Source organism: Rhodococcus sp. P14 (genome assembly GCF_000256505.1).
Classification (GTDB): domain Bacteria; phylum Actinomycetota; class Actinomycetes; order Mycobacteriales; family Mycobacteriaceae; genus Rhodococcus; species Rhodococcus ruber.
This window is the reverse complement of the sequence record NZ_AJFC01000360.1, coordinates 1-628: the sequence shown is the minus strand read 5'-3', so window position 1 is coordinate 628 and position 628 is coordinate 1. Positions and strand designations below refer to the sequence as shown.

General features: G+C 69.9%; 1 protein-coding gene. It reads left to right on the top strand.

Annotated features, from left to right (window positions below; genetic code table 11):
- Positions 1-142: 142 nt before the first annotated feature.
- Positions 143-628: M20/M25/M40 family metallo-hydrolase (locus OEY_RS0125115; protein WP_010596497.1), on the top strand; the 486-nt coding region annotated here is incomplete at its 3' end.

Genomic DNA, 628 nt, shown 5'->3' with positions numbered 1-628 from the left:
TAGCGCGTCTGCCATTCCGCCACTCGGACCTGCTGCGCTCCCACGTCCGTGGGCGCTGTGAAAGAGTAACCCACCGCGTCGCGGCGCCCAAATCGCCCCGCCCACCTGCGGGTTTGCCGAGATCGATGGTAGACAGGGGACCGTGTCCACAACATCGAATCCCGCCCAGCCGGCCGACGGATCCCGCGCCGAGGCCGAAGTCGTCGACCTGGTGTCGCAGCTGATCCGCTTCGACACCTCCAACACCGGAGACCTGGCCACCACCCGCGGGGAACGGGACTGCGCGATGTGGGTGGCGGCGCGGCTCGAGGAGGTCGGTTACACCACCGAATACGTCGAATCGGGCGCTCCCGGCCGCGGCAACGTGTTCGCCCGCCTGCCGGGTGCCGACCCGTCCCGGGGTGCGCTGCTGCTGCACGGGCACCTCGACGTGGTGCCCGCCGAACCGGCGGACTGGAGCGTGCACCCGTTCTCCGGGGCCGTGGAGAACGGCTACGTGTGGGGGCGCGGCGCGGTCGACATGAAGGACATGGTCGGGATGATGCTGGCCATCGCCCGCCGTTTCAAGGCCGAGAACATCGTGCCGCCACGCGACCTGGTCTTCGCGTTCCTCGCCGACGAGGAGGCC